The following is a 19,662-nucleotide window of genomic DNA, read 5'->3' as shown; positions in this document are numbered from 1 at the left end:
CTTTCCGGATTTCACTCAATCCTAGCCTTTGGTTGTCCCACGCTTACGAGCCGCAGTATTTCATCTCTGGCTGCTTCGGCTGTTATTTGTATGTTTACATCGAGTCCTTTTTGCTGGAGCATTTCGAATACTTCAGCCACTCTCGGAAGTCTGAGGTGAGCTTTCCTGAGGAGTTCGGGATCGCTGAAAATCTCGTCTGGGCTCCCATAGGCTTCGAGTCTTCCGTGATGGAGAACAAAAACTCTTTCCGCAAAATAAGGAACAACATCCACATCATGGGTAGAAAGGAGCAGGGTGATTCCAAGTTCCCTGTTCATCTTCATAATTAGCTCAAGCACACGAGCCGAACTGAGGGGATCGAGGCCGGCTGTGGGCTCATCAAGGACTATAACCTCAGGGCGCATTGCAAGGATGCCTGCAATTGCCACAAGTTTCTTCTGCCCTCCGCTCAGATGGTGTGGGGCTCTTTCCTCAAAGCCTGTTAGTCCGACCATCTCAAGTGCTTCTTTGACTCTCGTTTTAACCTCACTTCTGGCTAAACCCATATTAATCGGCCCGAAAGCGATATCTTCTTCAACACTCGGAGCAAGCACCTGGTCATCAGGGTCCTGGAAGACGATCCCTACGGTTTCCCTGCATGCCCGGACATTCTTTTTAGTTATTTTTTCCCCCTTTATTAGAATTTCTCCTGAAAGAGGGCGCAGGATTCCGTTAAGGTGCTTGAATAAAGTCGATTTTCCTGCTCCATTGGCCCCAAGAACTGCAACTCTCTCCCCTTTGAACACTTTGAGGTTGATTTTATCCAGGGCATTTGAATCAAGATGAGGATATCTATGGCAGAGATCTCTCACTTCCAGTACAGGAACACAGCTTCTTCTGGGTACCTGACCCGACTCAGAACCTGTTTCGGATTTCTGGCTCTTTTTGCCTGTTGTTTCTTGCGGGAAAGTTGCTGTTTCCTCGGAGTTATATGGGGAATTCGGAGTGCTCATACTGAAAACGTCCTGTATGAAAATCGTGTCTGCTGCTGAAAACTAACTTTTTTAAAAACAGTGTTACAACTAACGAAGTTATCTTTCTTATGTGTTATGGTTTGTACTTTTCTGCTTCTGAAATTATGAGAGATAATTATACAAATCTTCCCACTCTCTTTTACTGCAATGCAGCGTGTTGTTCTCCATGTGGATATGGACTATTTTTTTGCAGCCATTGAAGAGCGGGAAAACCCTGAGCTTCAGGGAAAAGCCGTTGTGGTCTGCATGCTGTCCGGAAGAAGTGAGCTCAGTGGAGCTGTAAGTACCTGCAATTATATCGCGCGGGAATCCGGGATCAGGGCAGGAATGTCTTGTTCGAAGGCAAAGAAACTGAACTCTGAAGCTGTTTTTCTACCTGTCCGAAAGGATTTCTATACTTCGGTCTCGGATCGGGTTATGGAAATTCTCAGGAGTTATGCGGATGCTAGGGAAACAGGGGAGGCATTTGAACAGATAAGCATAGACGAAGCCTTCCTGGAAATTACCGTAAAAACAGGTGGAGATTTTAACCTTGCCTTTGAGATTGGAATCCAGATTAAGAATGAAATTAAGGATAAAGAGAAGCTGACCTGTTCGGTGGGGATAGGCCCAAATAAGCTTATTGCGAAGATGGCTTCTTCTGCCCAGAAACCCGATGGGATTACGGTTATAAGTCCGGAAAAAATCGAGAGCTTTCTCTGGCCTCTTAAAGTGTCCAAACTCTGGGGGATAGGGGACGTAACCGCAGGAAAACTGCAGGAAATGGGCATAGTCACAATAAAAGATCTTGCTGAACACGATGTTCTCGACCTGATCTCTAATTTCGGAAAAACGCGGGGTGTCTGGCTTAAACAAGCTGCATCAGGTATCGATAATTCTCCCCTAAAAGAAAGGGATGGCTCTGAACAGATAGGGAGGATCGCAACCCTTCCCGAGGATACCCTTGATATCAATCTTATTTCTCAATTACTTGACAGGTTGGCAGGAGATGTAATTTCAAAACTCGATTCAAGGGAGCTTTCCTTCAGGACTGTAACCGTTACGGTCATAAACTCGAAGTTTAAAATGTACACGAAAAGCCGTACCTTAAACCACCCAGCCTATTCAAAAGAAACCCTTCTCGATGTGACTCGCGAAATCCTGAACGAGTTTATTTCGGAAAACCGGACTGAGTTCAGGCGCGTAGGGGTCAGGGTAGGAGAACTCCAGAAAAGAATAGGCCAGAAAAGCCTTTTTGATTATTAATCTGCCTTTTTTTACATTAATAATCTTTAGGACTTACGCGGTTGAACTGAATAATCAATAGCATTAAATCTTCAACTATCTAAAGCACATACTTAACTGCAATGTCTATTGTGCTTGGTTTTGTATCTCTTATGTGTAAGTCCTAAATATTAAAAAGCGTCACATTTCATCTACGTTCAACCAAAATAATAAATAATCAAAAAGAAAGAAATAGAGTCTATCCCAAAACTCAAAATTTGCTTCTTTGGATCTCGTATTTTAAGCGGCCAAGCGAGCTTATAAACTATGAAGCCAATCCTGTATATTTCTGATAATTGAGAATAAAAATGGGTTTTGGGATGAGCTCAGAGAGATTCATTCTCTCTGCAGTACTAATAAAAAATCTCTTCTTAAAGCATTACAATCCAGGCAACCCAGTTTTGCTGGTCGAATTCGTAGAAAACATCGTTTTGAGGCTCAATCAAGTATACCTTATCCTGCTCGTAACTATAGAAGATATTGACGGCATGTCCCCATTTCCCTGCTTTATCTCCATACCATAAAGTTCCAAGCGGAATACCCTTGAAGAAGAGGTTCGTATTTCCTTGGACAACTTGAGCAAAGTCATCGCAATCGAAGACTTCCGCAATCCAAACCTGAAGGTTCGTACTGTCGAAATTCTTAAGGTACTCATACAGTTCATAAATTGTGTACCCGGTATAACTGCCATCTGACATGTATACGAGGTAGTTTCCGGTACCCAGTGCCTTTTTTATGGCGTTGTAAACATTAATGCCAGGCACATTAGGTTTTGTTCCAAAACCGAGTTTGGGGTTGGGCTGAATTTCTTTTCTGACATCTAAGACTTTTACATCGCTTTCAAGAAATGGCGGTGTGGTAGGCTCATTATAATTTCTCAGAACAACGGTTGGTTCGGCTGGTTTTAATGACGTTACAAAGTCTTGCACTGTCGTCGCATTGGGTGCTTTCTTTTTAAGGTCTTCAATATCCAAATACATAATTAGCACTCCCTTTATTTATCACATCTCGCGAGACTTTTTATTATTTTCTGGGGTTTTGATTGATTACTGTCAAATGCCAGCGTAATCAATGCTAAATTTTAACGCTCCCAAAAAATACTAAAAAGCGTTCTTGTTTTTTTGCTTATATAGACACTTAATTTATTGTGGCAATTTGATATAATCGATATGGAATATTTATTTAGAATCATTATTCTCTATTACATATAACCTGCATCTGGCAGGTGCGACATTAAAATGTGAGACTCATTATTGATGGCTTTTTTAAAACCCTGTTTCATAATCTCACATGTTCATGAGATCGACATATGTCCCAAATTAGGATTCATAGGTGGGAGCGCATGGGATTGTATGTGTTGGACATGATTTTAGATGTATGACAAAAACGATATCAAAGGAAATTATGCCGAAAAACACAAAATACCTGCCGAAAACAGGATATAATATCCCGAGAACTTCAAATTAGAATTTGACTTAAAACCCGATTCTTATTTTCACGAACTCTGGCAGGCTCTCGTCTTTATCGATAGCTGCAACATTAAATACTACAAAATTGGCCGCTCTTGTGGCTAAATAAAAGTATTGTATATAAGGAGTTCTCTTCAAGTACTCCTTCAAAAACTATCAGAGCAGAGAAAACGCTTCAATTTGCCAATTCCTGTACTTCCTCTGCATTGACGATATTGCAAAGTACGTCAAGCTTACTTTTTATGGCTCTTAGCTGTTTTGTATGGGTTAAAAATAATTACTTAGTTAGAAAGTATTCAGATCAAATATGAAAACATCAAGCATGAATGTGATTTTCAATCATAAGTGCTTTTAAATTTTAGATATGCTACTCCAACATTTAGGAGCTAAATGTAAGTTACCCACTCGAAATAGCGAAGAGCCCTTTTTATATACCAACAAAAGTTGGACTTTAAGTATAGAGAATAGGACTTACGCGGTTGAACTGAAAAATCAATAGCATAGGACATCAAACTATCCAACGTATGCCAGTTTCACAAACTCGCTTGTTTTAGATTTTAATCCTCAAGTGCGTAAGTCCTAGAGAATTTCGATAAACTTCTGATTTCAATGAATTGCTTATATACTCTTTATAAACAACCATCCAAATGTTGGGTTTTTCGAAATACTTTTAAATAAATTTTACAAGCGGGCAGACTTCGATACATGCTCCGCAGTGAATGCAGTTTTCTTTAATCCTTACCTTCTTTTCTTTCATCTCAATCGCGTTATGCTCACAATGGCCCACGCAAATTCCGCACCCCTGGCAGAGTAAAGCCCGTCTTACCGAGAACTCAACAATTCTCATAAACTTTTTTAGTTCTTTTTCATTCTCGCTTCTTCCGTTAACATTCCCCGAGGCAAAAACCTGTGCTCGGGATTCTCTGAAAGTGACCGAGGCAGCCCCTTCTATAAAAGAAACCTTTCCGATAGGGGAAAGCATTCCGCATTCTTTCAGGGTTTCCATATCAATTGCCTGTCCGAAGCTTCCATCTGCAGACATTCCTCCTGCCTTGCAGGGTCTGTATCCTGTAGCCACTTCAAAGTGAAGTTCTTTTGGGGCCTCCTGGGAGGGAAGAAGAGAAATTCCTTTTTTCTCAGCAAGTTCCTGGAGAATCCGAGGATATCGCTTGTAGCGCCATAAACCGTACTTTACCCACTCAGAAGAGAGTCCCATTTTCTCGGCATAGGCAAGGAGATGGGAGTTCAGCTTTTTTGCAAGTTCGGGGTGGCTTTCTTCGAGCTGGAAGAAGTCGGCAAGAGAGGAAGACGGGCAGAGCCAGCATCCCATTCTATCGTATCCTTTCTCATAAGCCGGATTATAGGGGGCTTTTGTCCTGAAAAGGTAAAGCCAGACATGAAGGGCTGTCCAGTCCTGTATTGGGGATGCTCCTACTTGGTTTCCTACCCAGGGATTTTTCCAGATTTTCTTGCTGATTGAACGGGCGTGAGATTCGTATTGCCGCTGCCCTATGAAACTCAGGCATCCGCCTTCGTAGTTTTCATCAATTAACCGGGTAATTGGTCCGAGCTTGCAGATTTTGCAGCACCAGCGGGTATCCATGGTAGGAGGACCAAAAACACTTATCGAATCCCAGAAAGCGTCTCCTGCACTTGAGGTCCTGAGTTTTTTCCCGTAGTGCTCAACAACCTGTTTGACGTTATCAAGGGTTTCAGGAAACTCAAGTCCTGTATCTGCAAACATAATCTCGTAATCATCAAGACTTTCACTAACTAGCTGGAGCACAGCAAGGCTATCCTTACCCCCGGAATAGGATACGCTTACTTTAAGATTCATGCTCCCTATGACATTTTTAATGAAGGCGTGGGATTTTTCTATCATACCGTCCAGGATTTTTTCGTTGGCTTTTACGGCATCTTCCCAGGTCTGCCCTCCAGATTTCGTTTTTTGTGGCTCTGGCTCCCTGCTCCAGCGTGGTTTTACGGCATGCCCGCGTTTTTCCTCACACATTTCTTTCCCTGACATTCGAGCCCGTCCGCAGCAGATTACTTCCCCCGTAGGGTTCAGCACAACTACCTCATCTTCTTTTTTGATTTCGGGATCGGCATCAAGAACTCCAGGTGCCAGAACACTTGCACCCTTTTCCAGAATAAAAGGTACAACGGCTTGCTCAATAACAACCCATTTTTTCAGGGCTTTTCTATCCCTGCCCTGGAAAAGCCTTCTTGCCCCTTCGAGCCTGGGAAGCAGAACCCATTCACAGCTCTCTATCTCAAATCTGAGAGACGCGATCACTTTCCCGTCAACAATAATTTCGTCCATACGATCTTCATATGGAGCTTTATTTAGTACTACAAGGTGTCCGTCGGGTATAAGGGGAGCATTGAATTGTTTTTCAGAAACCGAATTTATGCGCTTTATATCATAATCAAAAGCCGGGCGGATATCCCCTGGAGGGGTGACCTCAACTTTTTTTGTACTTTTGCCGCATCCGCACTTTTTTCCTAGCACAGGCACATTACAGGCTTCGCACCAGTGCAGAAGCATTTTTCCAAGATATGCTGGTCTGGACATGTCACGCAGATTGAGAGAGGTTCTCCCTTAAAAGGCTTTGGCTCAAGCTTTTTAAAAAAAAGCTTGACCAAAAATTCATTTAAAGTCTTCTTCTTTTTCTCAGACTTTCGATATTTTTCCTGGTGAATTTTTGTGTAACGGCGCTTTTGTTAGTGTTGACTTCTCTCTTGGATGTAAATCGAATTTCAAAAAATTATTGAAAGGACATTATTAAAATAAGGTCTTTTAAAGTAGTTTATTCCTTTCGAAAAGTTGCTCAAAAACCTGGATAACTATAAAAAATTTCATGTCATTTAAGAAAAATTTATCTAAATTCTCATCTATGTAATAAAATACACACAGTTACTTCATTGATGTTCCTTAAAACTTCGACCTTTGTGTCAAAGTTAAGCAGGTTAATTGAATATTTTGTACTTCTATTGTTGAGTCAACAGCAAAATGTTGTACAAAATCGATTACAATTATTCGGAATCATTGAATCTTTGATGATTGACTCAACACTAGATATATAGAATTCTAATACCTATTATTATAAGGGGGGATTTTTATAATTAAATCAAAAGCAGATTACGATTTTTATGTTAAAGCGGATAAGTTAGCTTGTGGAAAAAATTATCGGAAGCCTAAATTAGTTGGCGATGATATATGGAAATTTCAGAGAATCCTAAGAAAGGCTGAGTATTACACTAATTGTAAAAAATCCTTAATTTCCAAATTATATTTAAAATATATACAGTACAGATATCACAAGATGAGTATTTGTCTAGGGTTTACTATCCCCCTAAATGTTTTTGGTCCAGGGTTATGCATAGCTCATAGAGGAACTATAGTTATAAACAAGAACGTCAGGGTCGGAGAAAATTGCAGGATACATGCCTGCACCAATATAGGATCTAACAGAGACGAGACTTCGGCTCCACAAATAGGAAATAATGTATACATCGGACCGGGCGCTAAAATTTTTGGAAATATTACAATTGCAGACGATATTGCAATTGGAGCAAATTCCGTTGTAAATAAATCATTTTACGAAAAAGGTATTTCAATTGCAGGCGTTCCTGCTAAAAAAATAAATAACAAAGGAACAAATGGAATCTTACTTTCAAATAAAGAGTCATTCAATTCCAATAATTCTAAAATTGCTACAAAGATGGAACAATCTCCATTGATCGTTCTCAAATAATTAATTTTCGTGATAGAAGTGTAGGTTTCATACACATTTATTCAATAGGTGTATATTTACTTTTTAAAAATTTTCGGTCATAGGTGAAATAAAACAAATTCATGTGCAACTCTGATGCGCTTCGTTCAATTAGCCCATATTCTATGTCCAATCTCTCCAAAATTTCCTTTTTAAGATATATCTTAGTTATTTTTATTAAGGCTTTAAAGATGGTGAAGAAAGGAAAAATCTGTATCTTTTTTAAATTTCAGAGATGAAATCTCATGTTAAATATAATATTATCTCCGTTTATTCATTGTTCATGGGGATTAAAATGAACCTCAAGCCCAATACTGAAAACCTAAAAATGAGCTGAATAGAGGACAAAATGCTAGAAGAGGCCACCAAAAAGATTAAAATTCTTTTAAATGTTTCAAAATGGACCATTATCCCAGTTTCATAAAAATTTCGACATCAGGGACGGGCTCGGTGTGCATTGCTCTAGAAAGTTACATTCCTTACAGAATTTCTCTTCCTTTATCTCAGGCATGAATCCGGCTTTAATTTTCTCAACTTCCCTGCAGATTTTGAGGACTTCCCGCCTATCAGAGCTTCGAACAACTACCCTTCGGAGCAGGCCGAAACTTACATACTCCACAAAGGCAAAGGGGACTTCTTTTCCGTTTTCGGCTTCAAGAAGAAGGACAAAAGCTGCGGCATGTATCCGGTCAGAAGCCCATACTCCTTGCTCAGGGCAGCTTCCTGGCTTTAAGATTGACGGAACCTGCGCACCTTCAAAGTAAACCAATTTGGAGGGGACACCTTTAAGGTTGAGTCTTTCCGAGGAAAGGAACGGCTCGGTTTTAATAGGCGTTAGTGCCGCAAGAATAGGCTCTTTCCCATATTCTTCAAGTGCTCTTAGAAGGTTGGCTGCAATTTCGGGAATTTTAGCTCTTGCCCGCGCTTTTCCTTCCTCAAAAGTTTCTCTCGTAACCTCTGAAAGTTCTCTCGGAAACAAGAGCGGAAGGTCTGTACATATCCTTGTAAGGGAAATTTCAAGCTCTTTATGGAGGTTATCGGCATTTAACGAACACCCCTTCACAATTTCGGGATAAGTCAGGGAAAGTTCTTTCAGGATCATTCTTTCGAGCCTGGAGGTGTTTATTTCTGGAAATAATTCAAAGCCTCGGCTGGCAAAGTACACTCTTCTAGGGCAGTTGATATATAAAAGAAGATCTGAGACGTTTATCTCTTGATTCTGTAGCTCGGCTGACATCATATATTATTTCTTTTACAAGTGTTATAAATTTTTGTGAGAATTTTCGCACTAGATTGTACAGAAGTCTTGCGACAATTGCCGAACTAATATTCGTTAGATATATATGGTACTGTTTCCTCTTAGAGTACGTAATTCATGACATCTAATGAATCCTCAGAAAATCTGCGCAACCGTCTTGCGGAAAAAATGGCTGGAGATATAACCCTTTCGGAAAAGCCGGGAGAGTCACTCAAAAAGTGGAGATCGAATTTCGAGATATCCCAGACCGATATTGCAAATTACCTTAAGGTTTCTCCCTCCGTTATCAGTGACTATGAAAGTGGAAGGCGAAAGTCTCCAGGGACACTAATTGTAAAAAAAATTGTAGAATCTCTTCTTGAGATTGACATAGATAGGGGAAGCAAAAAAATTCACGCTTACGAGTCAATACTTAATTCCGAAAGCAGTACGAAATCCATCTACTCAACATATGAGTATACGTTCCCGATACAGCTTGCAAAGCTTGTCAACCTTATAGAAGGAGACATCGTCTACAAAGGAGTGGAAAGGCCTCTTTACGGTTTCTCTGTGATTGACAGCCAGAGAGCAATCTTGGAACTTTCTTCCCATGAATTTCAGAAGCTCTACGGCTGGAGTACGGACAGAGCCATGATCTTTACGAAGGTCAGTACTGGGAAATCCCCTTTGGTGGCCATCAGGGTTACCAACCTTAAGCCTGGCGCCGTGGTACTTCATGGGCTTCGAAAAGAAGAGGTAGAACCTGTTGCGGTCAAGATGGCTGAAGTCGACCGTATTCCCCTGGTCGCAACTACGATGGATCTTGACCAGATTGTACAGTTAATGAGAAAATACAGTCAATACTATGCTAAGGAATGAACTCCCTTTATTCTGATACCCTGAAAAACTCAAAAACAGGTGGAAATAATGACTATTGGAATTGTATCTTACGGTGCTTACGTCCCCAGATACCGTATAAAAATTGAAGAAATCGCCCAGCTCTGGGGTGATAACGCAGAGTCTCTTAAAAATGGCCTTATGGTATATGAAAAATCCGTGCCTGATATCGATGAAGACGCAGCAACTATAGCTGTGGAAGCTGCAAGATACGCGATGGCTAGAAGCGGGGTTGATCCAAGCAGGATCGGGGCGGTATATACTGGCTCAGAGAGTCATCCCTATGCCGTAAAGCCAACAAGCACAATTGTCGCTCAGGCTATAGGAGCGACTCCAAACATGACTGCAGCAGACTTCGAATTCGCATGTAAGGCAGGGACAGCCGCAATTCAGGCCTGTATGGGACTGGTAGGTTCAGGGATGATCGATCTAGGTATGGCTATAGGAGCAGATGTTTCCCAGGGAGCCCCAGGTGATGCCCTTGAATATACTGCAGCTGCAGGTGGAGTTGCCTGTCTCATTGGGAGAAAAGAATCCGAGCTTGCCGCGATCATTGAAGACACTTATTCCTTTACGACTGACACCCCTGATTTCTGGAGAAGGGAAGGAATGCCCTATCCTGAGCACGGAGGTCGTTTTACAGGAGAGCCGGGCTACTTCAAGCACGTAACTAACGGCGCAAAAGGTCTTCTGAAAAAACTCGGGACAAAGCCTGAAGATTATGATTATGCGGTTTTCCACCAGCCAAACGGAAAATTCCCTACCAAAGCTGCAAAAACTTTGGGTTTCACCAAGGCCCAGATTGCTCCAGGGCTTGTAGTTCCAAAAATCGGGAACACATATTCAGGTTCCTGTCTAATGGGAATTGCTGCTACTCTGGACCAGGCAAAACCAGGGGACAGGATTTTTGCGACCGCTTTCGGTTCAGGCGCAGGGTCTGATGCTTTTAGCATAACAGTTACAGACAGGATCGAGGAAATCCGGAACAGGGCTCCGACGGTTTCCGAACTGATTAAAGATCCTATATATATTGACTATGCAAGATACGCCAAGCATAAAGGTAAGATCCGCCGGGCATGAAAACGGAGTGAACAATATGAGAGATGTAGCAATTATTGGAGTAAAGAATACCAAGTTCGGAGAACTCTGGGGACGGTCCCTGAGGGATATAGTAGTAGAAGCCGGGACAGGAGCAATCGAAGACGCAGGCGTTGGCGGAAAAGAAATCGATTCCCTTTACGTAGGAAACATGAGCGGAGGCCGATTTATTGATCAGGAGCATATAGGGGCTCTTATCGCAGACTATTCTGGACTTTCCAAGAATCTGCATGTTCCGGCTACGCGAGTTGAAGCCGCCTGTGCATCGGGCGGGCTTGCCCTGCGACAGGCCATCATGGCTGTAGCTTCCGGTTATAACGATATCGTTGTTGCGGCAGGAGCAGAAAAAATGACTGATGTCGGCTCTGAAGAGGCGTCTTCAGCTCTTGCAGCAGCGGCTGATCGAGAATGGGAAGGAATGGCAGGGGCAACTTTTCCTGGGATTTATGCAATGATTGCAAGGTTGCACATGCACATGTATGGTACAACCGGCGAACAGCTTGCCGAGGTTGCCGTAAAGAACCATAAAAATGGCTCTTTTAATCCTATTGCTCAGTATAAAAACAGAATTACTGTAGACGATGTATTGAACTCTATAATGGTAGCCGATCCCTTACATATTTTTGACTGTTCCCCAATAACTGATGGTGCTTCAGCTCTTGTGCTTGCCCCAGCGGATATTGCGCACAAGTATACGGATACTCCCATTTATATCAGGGCAACCGCTCAGGCAAGTGACACAATTGCGCTTCATGACCGGCGGGATATTACAACCCTCGATGCAACCGTAATGGCTGGAAAACGGGCATATTCAATGGCAAAATTGGCGCCGAAAGACATCGATCTTGTGGAAGTGCATGACTGCTTCACTATTGCCGAGATTTGCGCAATTGAGGATCTCGGGTTTGCAGAAAAAGGAAAAGGCGGAATTGTCACAGCAAACGGTGAAACTGCAATAGGAGGCAGGATTCCTGTCAATACATCTGGCGGCCTCAAAGCTTGCGGACATCCGGTAGGAGCAACAGGCATAAAGCAGGCTGTAGAAATCGTAACCCAGTTGCGCGGGGAAGCAGGCCAGCGTCAGGTAGAAGGAGCAGAGTACGGTATGACCCACAATGTAGGAGGGTCAGGTGCTACGGCAGTAGTGCATATTTTCTCGAGGGAGAGGTGATATCCGATGTCTTCAGTTCCAAGATTCTGGAGAAGTCTCGGCAGCAGGTATAACCTTGAAGGTACCCACTGTAAAGAATGCGGGGAGTATTTCTATCCCCCACGTAATTTTTGCGTAAATTGCAGACGTGTAGGCCATATTGAGTCTTACAAGTTCAAAGGTACTGGCGAAATAATATCCTACACATTAATTCATACATCTGCGGAAGGTTTTGAAGACCAGGCTCCTTACACCCTTGCAATAATTCAGCTTGATGAAGGCCCCCGTCTGACTTCGCAGGTAATTGGTGACCCAGAAAAGATTCATATTGGAATGAGGGTAAGATCCGTATTCCGTAGACTCGGGGAAGACGGTGAACATGGTATGATCTACTACGGTACCAAATTCGTTCCTGCAGATGAATAAAAGATCCGGATCTTCCGGGTCCCATTTTTCAGACTATTTTTATGAGTTTTTAGCAAGGTAAGGATCTAGCATAATTTAGCCAATTTTAACCAGAATTAACTGGAGATGCCTGAAAACTATGATTGAAATTGAGGTCAAGGTCAGAGCAGACCATTCAAAAGCTTTTCCTATTCTCAAGAAGATAGGGGCATTAAAACTCGGAGTTGAGGACCAGTCAGATATTTATTTTGCAGCTCCTCATAGGGATTTTGCAAAAACTGATGAGGCACTCAGGATCCGCTCCCTTGACGGTCAGGCTGTGCTGACCTATAAAGGCCCCAAGCTCGATGTCATCTCCAAAACCAGGGAAGAATTTGAAACTCCTGTAGACGAGACCGCTACAATACAAATACTACATTCTCTTGGTTTCTCAGAGGCTGGGGTAGTCCGCAAAAAAAGGGAAGTTTTCAGAACGGGAGAAATTACTGTCTGCCTCGATGCTGTCGAAGGGCTCGGGGAATTCCTTGAAGTCGAAATCGTGGCTGAAAACGAAAGTGAGCTTGAAACTTCAAGGGCAAAGTTGTTTGAACTGCTAAAAGAGTTCGGCGCCGGGGAAAAGGATTCTATTCGGACTTCTTATCTTGAGATGGTGCTGGAAAAAAAATAAAGGTTAGTACGTCTGGTAGATGCATGTACCAATCTTTAATCTTCTCTATCTGTTTTTAATCTAAGGTTTGCATAAACTCTTCTTCCGTAGTTTTTATTGCTTTCTTCTTATGTATACGATTGCCCCAAGAATTACTGCAATCGCACTGACAGGACTCATGAAAGGAGTAGTGTTTGATTTCTGGGTTTGATTGGAACTTTCTTCCTGCTCGTCTGTTGTTCCTGCGTTATCTGTCATTCCGGTGTCATTTGTCTTATTTTCGGTTTGATTTTCTTCTTGCTCTACTGTTCCAGCATTTTCTACTACTTCGGTTTTGTTTGTTTTATTTTCGGTTTGGTTTTCTTCCGGCCATTTACCCAAAGATTTCAGCTCCTTGACTACTGCGTCTCTATCAGAAACAGGGCGTTTTCCCGCAATGCCAACAAATACTCTGAAAAGCTGTTTACCGAGATTTTCATCCTTTAACATTAGGAGCACTGATTCGTTCTTAGTAAACTCAACTTCGTCTTCAACCCATAAGTTGGCCCCTATTTTAGATTTCACTTTTATCTTCTTTAAAGGCTGAGGATTATAGAGCCATTCCTTAACTGAAATGGTATAAATTGTATAGCTGGGATATGTGTCAATTTTGCTGACTGTACCAATAACTATTCGATCAGAGTTATTTACTTGGTAAGGAATTTTGGTAATTTCTTCCACAAGCAATGCTGCCGCGAGATTTGGAACCAGAAGAAGCAGTATAAGTGTAAAGAGTATCGAAAACAAATTTAGGTGTTTCATCAAAATTCTCCTATTCTTTATTTCAATTTGGTAAAGAGTAGGTCATCGAAATTCCTAGCTGGATTTTTTACAATTTATGTAGCAGCTGCCTGCTTTTCATTTACTGAAGCAGATTGATCTAACTCCGCTGATACTTAAAAATAAACAGCGAAAAAATAGAAGATTCATTTAGATAACTTACTTCATATTTATCAAACTTCTATAACTATATAAAAACGTTCTCCACATTAAAAAATGTTTTTGTCGAGGACTACATAGTTGTGCTTGAGCAAAAAGAAATATGGATAATCCTTAAATATTTTCTAGCCCGTCACCGAAATTGGTCGGTTCACCTGTACTGTCATTTTTTGACTGGTGAAAAGATTCCAGGTTTACAGGTTTATTATCTGATACAAAAAGCAAACGCTTTAATAGTTTTGGAGTTATTCTTTATATCTGTACATATGAACAGATACTCATATTTAGTATTACTTAAAAGTTGTTCCAATTAGAGGGTTAACTGTGGTTGAACTGGACAAGTGTGATATTCACTGTATACATGACAAGGCGGTACAAGCAGTGCGACAGGCTTTATTTAGTGAAGATGTAGCTGTGTCGCTGGCCGAACTGTTCAAGGCCCTAGGAGATCCGACAAGAGTGAAAATCTTGTTTTCCTTAATGACCAGAGAGCTTTGTGTTTGTGACCTTACCGCTGTAATAGGAGTTTCTGAATCAGCAGTATCTCATCAGCTCAAAATTCTCAGGACTTTACGTCTTGTCAAGTTCAGGAGGGAAGGTAAAATCCTTTATTACTCACTGGCTGATGATCATATTGAGAAATTATTCGCTCAAGGGCTAGAGCATGTTACCGAATAAAAACCGTAAATGATAAGGAAGAAATTATGACCGATACGGCAGAAAAAATGGAATCGACAGTCTCATCCAAACTGCTCGTGACCGGTATAGACTGTCCCGATTGTGCAGCAAAAGTAGAAAAAGCCATTAAACGTATGCTGGGGGTAGTTAACGCAACATTCGTTTTCCCAGCAGGAAACCTCAACATAGAGTATGATCCACAACAAATCGGTGTTAATCAGGTAGTAGACAAGATTAAAAAGTTAGGTTATGAGGCAAGAGAAGACGACCGGAAAATCTCAGAAATTTCTCAAACTACTGATTTTTGCATCACAGGTATGGATTGTGCAGACTGCGCGACTAAATTGGAAAAATATATCTCCAAAGTCCCTGGAGTAGAGACTGCTCACGTCAATTTCGGCACTTCTAAAATGACTGTAAGTCATAGTGTACCAGCGGCAGAAATTCTGTCAACCATTGAAAAAATGGGTTATTCGGGAAAAGTAGATGAGGGCAATCGGATAAAGAATAAACCGGCTAGTTTCTGGAAATCAAATCAGTATGTCAAGCCCACAGCTATTTCTTTTATTATGCTGATCTCTGGGCTTATTGCTGGAATGCTGGAAACCTCGGAATTAATAGTCAATGGGCTGTTCCTTACTGGGATCTTTCTGGGCGGCTTTCTACCAGCCAAGAACGGCATCTCCGTGCTAGTTAATGCCCGAGAATTTGACATGAATTTTCTGATGACCATAGCAGTAATCGGCGCGTCGGCACTTGGTTCTTTTGAGGAGGCCGCAACGGTTGTATTTCTTTTCTCTTTCGGAAACACCTTGCAGAGTTATACTCTCGATAAAACAAGGAATTCTATTCGGGCTTTAATTAAATTAACACCAGATGAGGCTCTGGTCAGGCGAGGAGAAACTGAAATAACGTTACCAGTACAAAAAATTGTAATTGGAGACATAATTATCGTTCGTCCAGGTGAAAGAATTGCTATGGATGGTAAAGTCTCTGCTGGTTACTCTACAGTGAATCAGGCTCCAATCACAGGAGAATCCATCCCGGTGGAGAAACAGCCTGGAGATGAAATATATGCGGGAACTATCAACGAACGCGGTTCGCTTGAGGTCAAAGTTACAAAGCTAGCCAGGGACAATACAATATCTAGAATTATTCATTTGGTTGAAGAAGCTCAGGGACATCGAGCTCCATCTCAACAGTTTGTCGATAAGTTCGCGAAATATTATACTCCTGCTGTTATATTCTTGGCTGCTCTGGTTGCTACGGTACCCCCTTTGGCTTTGGGACAACCATTCGAGAAGTGGTTTTACGAGGCTATGGCTATGCTACTGGTAGCGTGCCCTTGTGCACTGGTGATATCTACGCCCGTATCTATCGTATCTGCAATTGGCAACGCTGCTAAAAACGGTATACTCATTAAAGGAGGTAGGTACCTCGAAGAAGCCGGGGCTTTGTCAGTAGTTGCCTTTGACAAAACCGGCACTCTTACTGAAGGAAAGCCTCAGGTAACCGATATCATTCCGACTGATGGAATCCCAGATAAGGAGTTCTTATCAATAGCCTCGGCAATTGAAAGCCGGTCAGAACATCCTTTAGCCGAAGCGATTGTCAAATCCGCTAAAGAACATGGAGCTGAAATCTCCAGTATATCAGCATTTGAGGCAATTCCCGGAAAAGGAGCCAGAGCAATGGTTCAGGGCAAGACTTACCAGATCGGGAATTCCAGGTTATTTACAGAGCAGGCAATAGATCTTAAACATATAGAAAGTGAAGTTTCCCGTCTGCAGAATGAAGGAAAAACAGTAATGATGCTAGGAGACGAGGAACGCGTTTTGGGCCTTATCGCTGTGGCGGATGTATTGCGGGAAAATTCCGGACAGGCTATCAATAAGTTAAAAAAAGTCGGTATTAAAAAAGTCATTATGCTCACAGGAGATAATGAAAGCACTGCCCGTGCTATTGCCACAAAATCAGGAGTCGATGATTTCCGAGCAGACTTATTGCCGGAAGACAAAGTAGATGCGATTAAGAGCCTCCTTGCTGAGCATGGAAAGGTAGCTATGGTTGGAGACGGCGTCAACGATGCTCCGGCAATGGCAATATCCACAGTTGGTATTGCGATGGGAGCTGCAGGTACTGATACAGCACTGGAAACTGCGGATATCGCCTTGATGGCTGACGACCTTACAAAACTGACCTACACTATGAGACTGAGCAGAAAAACACTGAGCATCATCAAACAAAATATCTCTTTTGCCTTAATAATTAAAGGATTAATTCTTCTGATGGTCGTCCCAGGTTGGCTGACTCTGTGGTTGGCTGTGGCAGGGGACATGGGAAGCTCGCTTCTAGTTACCCTGAATGGTATGAGATTATTGAGAGTGAAACATGAGGATTAAATGAATCATTAGTGAGGAGGAAGAAAGATGGAGAATTTAAAGGTTTTAGATGTGGACTGCAACAACTGTGCGGCAAATGTGCGTAAAGCCCTGGAAGGTGTAGATGGTATTGAAAATCTTGATATAAGACTTTCAGAAAAGATAGCTATAGTAACCTTTGATCCTGAAAAGGTTAGCAAGCAGGAAATTACTGAAAAAGTAGAAGACTTCGGCTATGATGTCGAATAAATAAAGTATGTATTTCACTCCCAGATTAATGCCTATAATTTGAGATGTTTTTCTCAACATTTAGGAAAGGAAACTTTCAGGCTATTAAAGCCATTAAATTACTGAGCTTCTCCAAAAGCAATTTATTCTTAGCAAAAATCTAAAATTATTCATGCCCGCATTCTTACGGGCATGAAAACAGGTAACTTTTGGTTTATTCCTTTATTACTCTAAATCCTGAATCTTATCTTATTCTTGAACCTGGCTTTATCTCTTTGTCTGGCATGAGCGCTGCTACAAATTCTCCTCCATCGTCGGCTGCGAGCATCATACCGTTTGATTCAACTCCGCAGAGTTTGGCAGGTTTCAAGTTGGCGAGTACGATTACAGATTTTCCGATAAGATCTTCAGGCGTGTAATACGAAGCAAGGCCTGCAACAAGCTGCCTTGGCTTTTCTTCGCCGATGTCCACTTCAACCCTGATGAGCTTTTTTGACTTCTTTACAGGCTCGGCGAGGAGAACTTTTCCTACGCGGATGTCGAGTTTTGCAAAGTCTTCATACTCGATAGTGGGAAGAATTTCTTTCTCCTCTTGCTCGGGCTTTGCTGCGTTTTCAGCTTTTTCGGCTGATTTTGCTTCTTCGGCGGGCCCCATCCCTTCGGATTTGGCGGGTTCTTTACCGTTACCTTTTCCTGCGGCTTTCTTTGCATCTGCGGCTCTTACCCTCTGATTTGCGATCTCTTCCATTTCCCCTATCCTGTCATCCTCGAGTTTGGTGAAAAGGATCTCGGGTTTTGCAAGGTTTGTACCTGCTTTTAGAGGTACGAGAGCCTCATTATACAGGGCGGCGTGCAGGTCTTCTTCCTGACCCAGCTCTTTCCAGGCGGTTTCCATGCTTTCAGGGGCCACTGGCTCGAAAATAAGGCATAGAGCTTTTGCTAGGTGGAGGCAGTTGTAAATCACCTGTCCACAGGCTACCTTATCCTGTTTTATCAGACTCCAGGGTTCATGGGACTGGAAGTAGGTATTTCCGAAAGATGCAAGGGACATTGCGGAATCAACGGCTCTTTTGAACTCGTATTCGGCCATTGAGTCTTTTACTTCCTTCAGAGCCTTTCCTATCTCTTCCCTTACCTCAGGTTCAAGCTCTCCTGCGGGAACTTCTCCATAGTTCTTGAAAGCGAAGAGCATTGTCCGATATAGGAAATTCCCGAGCACGGCAACAAGTTCGGTATTTATCTTTTCCTGAAGCACGCGCCAGGAGAAATTCAGCTCCTTTGTGTGGGAGGTATAGCTTGCCAGATAATATCTCAGTAAGTCAGGATGGAAACCGTGGTCTAGGTAATCTTCTCCTACCCAGACCACATTACCCCTGCTCTTGGAAAACTTTTTATCTTCAATTTTGACCATGCCTGAAGCTACAACAGCTGTAGGCACTGAGTAATCTGCACCTTTAAGCATAGCCGGCCAGAAGATGCAGTGATGATAGGTAATGTCCCCTCCTATAAAATGGACAATTTCCCCGTTATTTTTCCAGTATTTTTCCCAGGAATCCCCAGCTTTTGCAGCCCATTCCTCGGTAAAAGCGATATACCCTATAGGAGCATCTACCCAGACATAGACCACAAGATCATCATGTCCAGGGAATTTTACTCCCCATTCTAGATTCCGGGTAATGCACCAGTCTGTAAGTCCCTGCTTTACCCAGCCCAGTGCATAGTTCCTGGCATTAATGGTTCCGCCAAGATCATTTGAGAGATAATCCATCAGGTAGTCACTGAAATCGGAAAGCTTGAAAAAGAAGTGTTCCTGCTGTCTGTACTCGGCAGGTCCTCCGCAAATAGTGCAGACAGGATTCTGAAGTTCTCCAGGCTCAAGGTGTTTCCCACACCCCTGATCGCACTCGTCTCCTCTCGCGGTTTCGCCGCAGTGAGGACAGGAGCCTTCTACGTAGCGGTCGGGGAGAAAACGATTGCATTTCGGGCAATAGGCAATTTCGATAGTTTTCGGGTATACATAGCCTTTTTCAATCAGCCTGTTGACAATATCCAGGGTTCGGTTATGATTTTCAGGATCATCTGTTGTCCCAAAAGCATCAAAGTAAACTCCCAGCTGCTTGAAAGTCTCGTCAAAATGTTTGTGATAGACCTTTACAAGCTCTTTAGGGGTGATCCCGAGCTCTTCGGCATTTACGACAATGGGGGTGCCGTGAGTATCCGAGCCGCAGACAAAAGTAACGTCCCTTCCTTCCTTTCTTAGGGAACGGGCAAAAATATCAGCGGGCACATAAGTCCGGAGATGCCCGATATGAGCCTTGCCGTTTGCATAAGGCAGGCCACAAGTGACAAGTACGGGTTTACTAGATGATTCTGGCATTCTTATCTCCACATATTTTTTATGAATATATTCCTCTTCGAATATTGCAATTCAGAAATATATTTC

16 protein-coding genes are annotated in these 19,662 nt (G+C 42.3%); 10 read left to right on the top strand and 6 right to left on the bottom strand.

All coding sequences use genetic code 11. The annotated features are described in order from the left end of the window. Positions 1–11: 11 nt before the first annotated feature. On the bottom strand, positions 12–992 hold the full coding sequence (locus BP549_RS09655) for an ATP-binding cassette domain-containing protein (RefSeq protein WP_292380186.1): 981 nt from the start codon (positions 990–992) through the stop codon (positions 12–14). 168 nt (positions 993–1,160) lie between these two features. On the opposite strand from BP549_RS09655, the gene dinB reads away from it, so the two are divergent. Next, on the top strand, positions 1,161–2,258 hold the full coding sequence (gene dinB, locus BP549_RS09650) for a DNA polymerase IV (RefSeq protein WP_292380182.1): 1,098 nt from the start codon (positions 1,161–1,163) through the stop codon (positions 2,256–2,258). A gap of 389 nt (positions 2,259–2,647) precedes the next feature. On the opposite strand, the gene BP549_RS09645 is transcribed toward dinB, so the two are convergent. Beyond that, the gene (locus BP549_RS09645; RefSeq protein WP_292380181.1) at positions 2,648–3,256 is read right to left on the bottom strand and encodes a hypothetical protein; all 609 of its coding nucleotides are present in this window, start codon (positions 3,254–3,256) and stop codon (positions 2,648–2,650) included. A gap of 1,159 nt (positions 3,257–4,415) precedes the next feature. Then, entirely contained in the window at positions 4,416–6,320 is a 1,905-nt protein-coding gene (locus tag BP549_RS09640) for a phosphoadenosine phosphosulfate reductase family protein (protein WP_292380178.1), read from the bottom strand. Positions 6,321–7,071: 751 nt separating this feature from the next. Here BP549_RS09640 and BP549_RS09635 point away from each other — a divergent pair. Then, a complete protein-coding gene (locus tag BP549_RS09635; protein ID WP_292380176.1) occupies positions 7,072–7,503 on the top strand; it encodes a serine O-acetyltransferase in 432 nt (143 codons plus the stop codon). 436 nt (positions 7,504–7,939) lie between these two features. Here the strand turns inward: BP549_RS09635 and BP549_RS09630 are convergent, their stop codons facing one another. Beyond that, on the bottom strand, positions 7,940–8,761 hold the full coding sequence (locus BP549_RS09630) for a CRISPR-associated protein Cas4 (RefSeq protein ID WP_292380173.1): 822 nt from the start codon (positions 8,759–8,761) through the stop codon (positions 7,940–7,942). Between the two features lie 135 nt (positions 8,762–8,896). On the opposite strand from BP549_RS09630, the gene BP549_RS09625 reads away from it, so the two are divergent. The 5 genes from BP549_RS09625 to cyaB all read left to right on the top strand — a co-directional run bounded on the left by BP549_RS09625 (position 8,897) and on the right by cyaB (position 12,975). After that, complete coding sequence (locus tag BP549_RS09625; protein WP_292372116.1) at positions 8,897–9,637, top strand: helix-turn-helix domain-containing protein; 741 nt, start codon at positions 8,897–8,899, stop codon at positions 9,635–9,637. A 48-nt stretch (positions 9,638–9,685) separates the two neighbouring features. Next, the gene (locus BP549_RS09620; protein ID WP_292380170.1) at positions 9,686–10,735 is read left to right on the top strand and encodes a hydroxymethylglutaryl-CoA synthase; all 1,050 of its coding nucleotides are present in this window, start codon (positions 9,686–9,688) and stop codon (positions 10,733–10,735) included. 16 nt (positions 10,736–10,751) lie between these two features. Beyond that, positions 10,752–11,924, top strand: coding sequence for a thiolase domain-containing protein (locus BP549_RS09615; protein WP_292380169.1), 1,173 nt, complete (start codon positions 10,752–10,754; stop codon positions 11,922–11,924). 6 nt (positions 11,925–11,930) lie between these two features. Next, a complete protein-coding gene (locus tag BP549_RS09610) occupies positions 11,931–12,329 on the top strand; it encodes a Zn-ribbon domain-containing OB-fold protein (RefSeq protein WP_292372111.1) in 399 nt (132 codons plus the stop codon). A gap of 118 nt (positions 12,330–12,447) precedes the next feature. Beyond that, on the top strand, positions 12,448–12,975 hold the full coding sequence (gene cyaB, locus BP549_RS09605) for a class IV adenylate cyclase (RefSeq protein WP_292380166.1): 528 nt from the start codon (positions 12,448–12,450) through the stop codon (positions 12,973–12,975). Positions 12,976–13,068: 93 nt separating this feature from the next. Here the strand turns inward: cyaB and BP549_RS09600 are convergent, their stop codons facing one another. Beyond that, on the bottom strand, positions 13,069–13,755 hold the full coding sequence (locus tag BP549_RS09600) for a hypothetical protein (protein WP_292380164.1): 687 nt from the start codon (positions 13,753–13,755) through the stop codon (positions 13,069–13,071). Positions 13,756–14,256: 501 nt separating this feature from the next. On the opposite strand from BP549_RS09600, the gene BP549_RS09595 reads away from it, so the two are divergent. The 3 genes from BP549_RS09595 to BP549_RS09585 are packed head-to-tail and all read left to right on the top strand — an operon-like array spanning position 14,257 to position 17,240. Beyond that, on the top strand, positions 14,257–14,610 hold the full coding sequence (locus BP549_RS09595) for an ArsR/SmtB family transcription factor (RefSeq protein ID WP_292372104.1): 354 nt from the start codon (positions 14,257–14,259) through the stop codon (positions 14,608–14,610). A gap of 26 nt (positions 14,611–14,636) precedes the next feature. After that, on the top strand, positions 14,637–17,012 hold the full coding sequence (locus BP549_RS09590; protein ID WP_292380163.1) for a heavy metal translocating P-type ATPase: 2,376 nt from the start codon (positions 14,637–14,639) through the stop codon (positions 17,010–17,012). 27 nt (positions 17,013–17,039) lie between these two features. Next, entirely contained in the window at positions 17,040–17,240 is a 201-nt protein-coding gene (locus tag BP549_RS09585; RefSeq protein WP_292380161.1) for a heavy-metal-associated domain-containing protein, read from the top strand. A 223-nt stretch (positions 17,241–17,463) separates the two neighbouring features. Here BP549_RS09585 and metG read toward each other — a convergent pair whose 3' ends face one another. Continuing rightward, the gene (metG, locus tag BP549_RS09580) at positions 17,464–19,596 is read right to left on the bottom strand and encodes a methionine--tRNA ligase (RefSeq protein WP_292380159.1); all 2,133 of its coding nucleotides are present in this window, start codon (positions 19,594–19,596) and stop codon (positions 17,464–17,466) included. Positions 19,597–19,662 lie beyond the last annotated feature (66 nt).

The organism is Methanosarcina sp. UBA289 (assembly GCA_002496565.1).
Lineage (GTDB): Archaea > Halobacteriota > Methanosarcinia > Methanosarcinales > Methanosarcinaceae > Methanosarcina.
Note: the sequence above shows the minus strand (reverse complement) of the source record. Positions and strands in the feature narration are given on the sequence as shown.